The sequence below is a fragment of the Campylobacter concisus UNSWCS genome (assembly GCF_000466685.1).
In the GTDB taxonomy this organism is placed as follows: Bacteria; Campylobacterota; Campylobacteria; order Campylobacterales; family Campylobacteraceae; genus Campylobacter_A; species Campylobacter_A concisus_A.
The window spans coordinates 1-7,445 of sequence record NZ_ANNG01000088.1; the positions used below are offsets into that span (position 1 = coordinate 1).

The following is a 7,445-nucleotide window of genomic DNA, read 5'->3' on the forward strand; positions in this document are numbered from 1 at the left end:
ACTCTTTGTGTGCCGTCCTTTGCAGTTGCGATTACATTTGATCCTTGTGAGATGCTTTTTATAATGCCGATTTTGTTTGACATGGTTATCCTTGTTAAATTTTTTCTCGCATTTTAATGAATTTTATAATTCATGTATATTGTACCCAAGTACAATAAGGCCCTTAAATTCGGCATTTATGACACATGTATGACAATTTTATGTTATCAATTTATATATCATTTTGATCAAAATAAGGCAAATTTCATTTTATCTGTCTTATCTTTTAAGAGCGATTTAAATTTAGCGTTTTCTTTTAGTAACAAAAGAATACTAAATAATATTTTTTATATTTACAAAATTTATTAAAAAATTTAAAAATTTTCATTTTTACACTATTTTTTGGCTATTAGTATTATTAAAAATTTAAAAATTCATAAAAATTCTTATTATTATGGTAATAGAAATAAAAAATAATTAATACTAAATTTACTTGGCTGCCATGTGCGGCCAAGCTTTAAAATTTTTGATACTTTATATGTGATAAAATCCTCTCAAATTTTAAAAAAGGATCAAATTTGAGAAGCGATATAATCAAAAAAGGCTACACAAGAGCCCCACACCGCTCACTTTTACGTGCGACTGGGCTAAAAGACGAGGACTTTGCTAAGCCATTTATCGGCGTTGCAAACAGCTTTATAGAGATCATCCCTGGGCACTTTTTCTTAAACAAATACGCTCAAATTTTAAAAGATGAAATTCGCAAAAATGGCTGTGTGCCGTTTGAGTTTAACTGCATCGGCGTTGATGATGGCATCGCGATGGGGCATAAGGGCATGCTATATAGCTTGCCTAGTCGCGAGATCATCGCAAACTCTATCGAAACCGTGATAAATGCGCACGCACTTGACGCGCTTGTTTGTATGCCAAACTGCGACAAGATCGTCCCTGGCATGGTTATGGGCGCTTTAAGGGTCAATGTCCCGACCATTTTCGTAAGCGGTGGCCCTATGAGAAAAGGTCACACAAAAGATGGCAGACCGATCGATCTTGCGACTGCGTTTGAGGCGGTTGGTAAATTTGAGACCAAAGAGATAGACGAGGCTGAGCTAAGAGATATCGAGTGCAACGCATGTCCAAGTGGCGGCAGCTGTAGTGGTATGTTTACGGCAAATTCCATGAACACACTTTGCGAAGCGATGGGCATAGCGCTCCCTGGCAACGGCACCATCCTAGCGCTAACTCCAGAGCGTGAGGAGCTCATCAGGCAGGCTGCTCGCAGGATCTGCCAGATCGCCCTTGATGAGAAATTTAAGATAAGAAACATACTAAATGAAAAGGCGATCCGCAACGCGCTTGTCGTTGATATGGCGATGGGCGGCAGCAGCAACACCGTCCTTCACATGCTAGCTATCTCAAGAGAGGCTGGCGTAAATTTAGACATCAAAGAGCTAAACAAGATCAGCCAAAACATCGCTCACATCGCTAAAATCAGCCCAAGCTTGCCAAACGTGCATATGGAGGACGTTGGCAGAGCTGGCGGTATGAATGCGGTGATAAAAGAAATTTCACGCAGAGACCACGGCATGCTAAATTTAGACAACCTAACAGTTAGCGGCGAAACTTTGGGCGAGCGCGTACGTGCCAGCGACATAAAAGATGAAAGCGTCATCCACAAGGTAGAAAATGCCTATTCTCAAGTTGGCGGACTTGCCATTTTGTTTGGAAATTTAGCCGAGCAAGGCTGTGTCATCAAGACAGCTGGCATCGTTGGCGAGCGTAAATTTAGCGGCAAAGCAGTCTGCTTTAACTCACAAGATGAAGCCATAGCTGGCATCTCAAGTGGCAAAGTCGATAAAGGTGACGTCGTCGTCATCCGCTACGAAGGCCCACGCGGAGGCCCTGGCATGCAAGAGATGCTAAGCCCTACTTCGCTCATCATGGGACGAGGACTTGGCGCGGACGTGGCGCTCATCACAGATGGTCGCTTTAGCGGGGCGACAAGGGGTCTAAGCATCGGCCACGTAAGTCCAGAAGCGGCTGAAGGCGGCATGATAGGCTTGCTACGAGATGGCGACATCATCGATATAGACGTCGATAAATACGAGATAAACGTTCGCCTAAGCGAAGCTGAGATCGCAAAGAGAAGAGCGGAATTTAAACCAGTCGATAAAGCGCTAACCTCTCGCTGGCTAAGGCAGTATCAAAAACTAGTCACAAACGCAAGCAACGGAGCGATATTAGAGGCGTAAATATGGATTTCAATTTAGATAATTTTACCAGATCTGATATTATATCTTGTGTTTCCGTAATTGCATCTCTAATGTCAGCTTTATATACTATCCGTGTTAATAAAAAACTGCATATGGAAAATATAAATTTAAAAAAACAGTCAGAAGATGAGCAAAAACTCAAGCCGTATCAGGATTTAATAATACAAACTTATTTTAAATTTGATAATGTATTTAGAGACATCTCATCTACTGCTTGTAGCGTGACAGATCAAATATGCAAATACACAGATATTTTTTGCAATAACAATCACACAAATAAAATGGCACTTAGTAACCACCTTAATATAATTCCAGAAATTTTTGTAAATAACAACGAAGAAGATATCTTGTGGCAGCCAATCGAATATATTATGCATAGTAAATTAGAAATAATCCAAAGCACTAGCTCTTCGGATTTAAAAAACAATAATTATAATGAACAAGAAATTGAATTTCATCTAAAATGTCTTTATGAAAATTTTGATTTATCAAAAAAAGATGAATATTGTAAAGTAGTCAAACGTAAAATATCTACTTTTCATGATATTTATCATAATAACAAAGAAGAAATAGATAAAAGTATTGAAGAATTACAAAAAGCGATTGCTAAATTTAAAAGATACGACTTTGTAGAAAAAACAACTACATATGTAGATTTAAAAGAGCTGTTAAATTTATTACTTTACATAAAAAAATGTAGTGAAAGTTTTTATACTTCAGACGATAAATATATTTTTCTAAGCAACCTGGCTGCTAATTTATCTGAACTAGCAATAATTAATAAGGGAATTTTAAAGATGTTAAAATTTAAATAACAACTACCATTATAAGCTAGTCACAAACGCAAGCAACGGAGCGATATTAGAGGCGTAGTTTAAAAACTATCAAATTTAAGCCTAAATTTTAGGCTTAAATTTACTTTGCTCCGTGCCAAAGTAGGCGGTTTTTGCCTAGCTTTGTGTCGATGCTCTCTTTTATAATCTCACAAATATACTCTTTTGAAAACCCTATGGCCTCCTCCAAGCTCTTGCCCTTTGCAAGGTAGCAAGCAAGCGCCGTTGAGAAAGTGCAACCGGTCCCACTCATCACAAGTGGACTAGCAAGCGGAGTTTTGAAATTTTGCAGTGAGCCATCTTTTCTATAAAGCGTATCTATGCTGCTATCCTCGCTTACATGTTTTTTCACGATGATATCGCAAGGCAGATCTTTAAAATTCCCTCCAAAAAGGACGTTTGCCTCGTCTAAATTTGGCGTGGCGACGGTGGCAAGCTTCATTAGCTCTTTTAGCTTCTCTACTGCGCTATCTTTTATGAGCTTGTGACCGCTCTTTGAGACGCAGACTGGATCAAGCACGATCTTGCACTTTTGAGCGAGCAAAAACTCATGCACCACGTCCATTATCTCCTCGCTAAAGAGCATGCCGATCTTTATGGCATCAAAGCTAAATTCCTCCGCAAGCGTGCAAAGTTCATCTTTAACAAAGCTAGACTCTAAACAAACTACGCTTTTTATCGCGTCTGTGGTCTCAGCAACTAGGGAAGTGACCGCCGTTGCGCTGTAACAATTTAACCTAGCGCATGTCTTTATATCAGCTTGAAGCCCTGCCGTGCCGCTATTGCAAGAGCCTGCGATGATTAGAATTTTCTTCATCGTTTTCCTTTTGTAAATTTTGGCTTATTATAAGAGATGTTAGTTAAATTTGAGTTTTTAAAAGGATTTGAGCCAAGAGGCTCAAATTTATGAAAGTTTGTTTAGATCGTTATCGATCTCGATATATATCGTAGTTGCATCAAAATTTGCATGCTCATAAGAGTTATCTACTTTTAGCTCGTTTGAGTCAGATAAAATCTCATCATTTGCGCTATGTTTGTGTGCTAAATTTTCACTGCTCTCAAGGCTATTTGAGCTATTTTCAGCCTCATTTGGCTGCGTTTTTGCAAACATATCTTCTACTTTTTCATTCATCTGATCAAGTATCTCAGCGTAGTTTTCTCCAAGAAGCGCTCTAAAAAGCGCGTCAGTATCGATGCTATTTTCAGCGCTAGTATCAGCACTCACCACGCTACTATCAAGCCATATCGTGTCATATCCATTTAGAGATATGTCACTACCATCCACTGCTGTGATAGTCACGCTCGCACTTTGGCTCTCGCCTTTTATGCTCTCACCTATATAAACCTCATCATCTACGTTTAGAACTCTTACACGGTCGTTTTTATCTATCGCTATAACATCAGATGTGACGCTTTTTACCTTGCCGGCTACAGCTGCCATCTTTATTCCTTATTTTTATTTTTGATTTATTCTAGTGTTTTTTATTAAATTTGTATATTGTACTTTGGTACAAAGATGGTTTTAAGAGCGTTTTTTGGGAGTAAAATAGAAATTTAAAAAAAAGAAATTTGGGCTAAAAAGCCCAAATTTTATACAAGTTGTTTGTTTATGTCGTTATTGACATCTATGTAGATAGTTGTCGGAGTAGCTGAGCTTGTTTGGCCCTCATATCTTGTATATCCAGCTTGGACACCACTTTGATTCGTAGCTTCAGTAAATCCTTTTAGAGAGACACTGTCATCATTTTTGCCATCTATCTTCAAGATAGTATTTATGTTGTCAGCAATGCTTAAAGCATCGTCTGGTTTTAAATTTAGCATTTTAATGGCTTGATTATCGTTGCCATCAGCATCTGCGCCAAGTTGAATTTTCTCAAAATTTTGGATAGTGCTATTAAATTCTTTACCATTTATCTTATTAAAATCAATAGTGCCATCCTTTGCAACTGGACGAATGATGAGCGTATCAGTGCCCTCTCCACCATCAAGTCTTTGAACTAGCGACAAACCTCCATTAAAGTTAAACACAACTCTATCATCGCCACCGCCAGCATTTACCTTATCGCCTATTTTTGAGCCATTATAGTTGCCTAAGCCCGGATCAATATAGTCATCGCCACTTCCAGTAGTTATCACATCATCACTATTGCCAGTTATTATCCAGTTTTTACCATTTCCTGTTGTGATGACATTTTCACCACTACCTGCATTTATGATGTTATCGCCGTTTCCAACATTGATGATGTCGTTGCCTTCACTTGTTGTGATGACATTATTATTATCATTGTCTGCAACTACTCTTGTATTTTTAGCGATATCAGAAACTTGCAAATAGACATCACTTTCTTTTACTTCGCCGTTAAATATAGCCCTAAAGTGTCCATCATCATCTATATGCACTCTATCTGCTTGTATTATATCGCCATTAGTATCTCTTATAGTGATACTATCTTTCAAAGCTATGCCCTTTGCTGCCTCTTCAAAGTGCTCTCTTAGCCCGTAGCTTGGACCAACTCCATTTTCACTTAGTTTTCCACTCCATGTGGTTTTATTTGCCGTTGCATCGTAGTTAAAATTTGAGTTATCTATCGTTGCAGCTGTTGCATCGATCGTAAATTGAATAGAGTTAAAAAGAAATTTATCGCCATTTCTATAATTGCCATCGATAGAAAGTTTATAAACTCCATCTTGCATCCCTTCAAGGCCGCTAAATATTTTATTATTAAAGCCAGTGATCCTATCATAATGTTCTGGTGTTACATTTCTAATAGGGCCTTCATTTCTAGCTTGAATTGCAAGATTTTTTATCTCGCCATTATCAACATTAGTTGCTACAAAATTACTTGTAGGTATTTCTCTATCTTTTGGCACTACGACTCTTATATATGGGACAGCATCGTTTGAAACGATCCTTGAACCATCGGCTCTAAAGCCATCCTCGCTCATATCCATAGTGCCCCAAATTTTTTCAGCTGAGCGACCAGTAGCATTTGTGGTTGTGTCGTTACTATTTTCAAACTGCGTCATAGCTGGAACTAAAATTTCATTTACATGAGTATATTTTGTGCCAGCTTTATCAGTCATCTTAACTTCGATCTTATCGCCTAGCTTTATCTTGTGATCGTATTCAACACTTAGCACGCCATTAGTTAGCTTAGTTGCGTCAAAAGGGACGTTCTCAGTAGTTCCATCAGCTTTTAACATTTTTATACTATCGATCTTATAGCCATCCTCATAGTTTTTGAGGTTAAAATTGATCGTATGTTTTAACCCATCATTGTCATTTTCTATAACCTTGATCTTTTCTATAGTAACCGGTGTCTTATCAACCACAAAATCACTCACTACCGTGCTTTTTGTCTCGTTATCGCCATTTTTAAAGATAGCAGTTGCTTTGATCTTATAGTTGCCATCCTCTAAGCTATCAGATGTAACTTCAAATTTACCATTTGAAAATTCGCTTTTATTAAGCACTTTTGTAAAGACCTTATGTCCGTCTTTATCAAGCACAACGATCTCAGCGCTGGCTGCGTTTTTATCTATCTCACCTGTAAATGTCGGAGTCTTATCACTTAGAACTGGTAGTGGCGCATTAGATGAAAATTTATCAGTTTGAGTGATGTCGTCAATTGTATATTTATAATATTTAGTTGCGTCATCTATGCCTGTATTTGTTTGTTTGTTGTTAATACTGCCACTTGTGTCATTATCAGTCGCGTCTATTAGGTCTGTAGCGACATTTAGCTTAGCAGATTTTGCCTGCGCCTCGTTGCCTACAAGATCGCTAACCTTAGCTGTGTATGTTGCTTTTGGATCGCTAGTTTTAAACTCAACTTCGTATTTACCGTCTTTTACAACTGCTGTATGGCTTTCGCCGGTGCTTGATGTCACAGTTACGATCTGTCCATCTTCTACATTATCCACAGTTCCTGTGATCTTTTGAGTTACTTTATAGACATTTCTTGTTACTGTATCTACATAGCTGTCAAAGTCGGTTGAATTTAGTTTTATGCCACTTGCCTCTGAGCCAAGTATGCTCTCAGGTCCGCCATCTTTTGAAACTGTTAGTTTTAGCTTGCCCCAATAGATGTAGTTTGCATAGCTCATATCAAAGTCGTAGTATCCTGCTTTATCAACGTGTAAAGTTGTAACTGTGGCTCTATTTTCTGAGTGGATAGTGTCATAATCAACCATAGTCTTACCATCAACCTTAAATCTCACGCTATCGTCAGTGCCTTTTGCGTCAAATTTATAGTCCCCTGGCTCAAGATACATAGTGCCTTTTAAATTTACCATCGCGCCAGCTGTTGTGTTTTTACCATTAGGGATATCTCTTAGTTCTTTTATCTCACTGCCTTTT

5 protein-coding genes are annotated in these 7,445 nt (G+C 38.2%); 2 read left to right on the top strand and 3 right to left on the bottom strand.

The genetic code is table 11. From position 1 onward, the window contains the following. The first annotated feature begins 557 nt into the window (after positions 1–557). Positions 558–2,231, top strand: coding sequence for a dihydroxy-acid dehydratase (gene ilvD, locus UNSWCS_RS10680; protein WP_021088511.1), 1,674 nt, complete (start codon positions 558–560; stop codon positions 2,229–2,231). Between the two features lie 2 nt (positions 2,232–2,233). After that, positions 2,234–3,067, top strand: coding sequence for a hypothetical protein (locus UNSWCS_RS10685; protein ID WP_021088512.1), 834 nt, complete (start codon positions 2,234–2,236; stop codon positions 3,065–3,067). A 100-nt stretch (positions 3,068–3,167) separates the two neighbouring features. On the opposite strand, the gene UNSWCS_RS10690 is transcribed toward UNSWCS_RS10685, so the two are convergent. From UNSWCS_RS10690 to UNSWCS_RS12090, 3 genes are all read right to left on the bottom strand, one after another. Beyond that, positions 3,168–3,902 carry a hydroxymethylpyrimidine/phosphomethylpyrimidine kinase gene (locus UNSWCS_RS10690; protein WP_021088513.1) on the bottom strand — a complete coding sequence of 245 codons (735 nt, stop codon included), beginning with the start codon at positions 3,900–3,902 and terminating at the stop codon, positions 3,168–3,170. 87 nt (positions 3,903–3,989) lie between these two features. After that, entirely contained in the window at positions 3,990–4,526 is a 537-nt protein-coding gene (locus UNSWCS_RS10695; RefSeq protein WP_021088514.1) for a hypothetical protein, read from the bottom strand. Positions 4,527–4,675: 149 nt separating this feature from the next. Continuing rightward, positions 4,676–7,445 (bottom strand): hypothetical protein (locus tag UNSWCS_RS12090; RefSeq protein WP_035144042.1); only part of this gene is annotated, 2,770 nt, incomplete at its 5' end.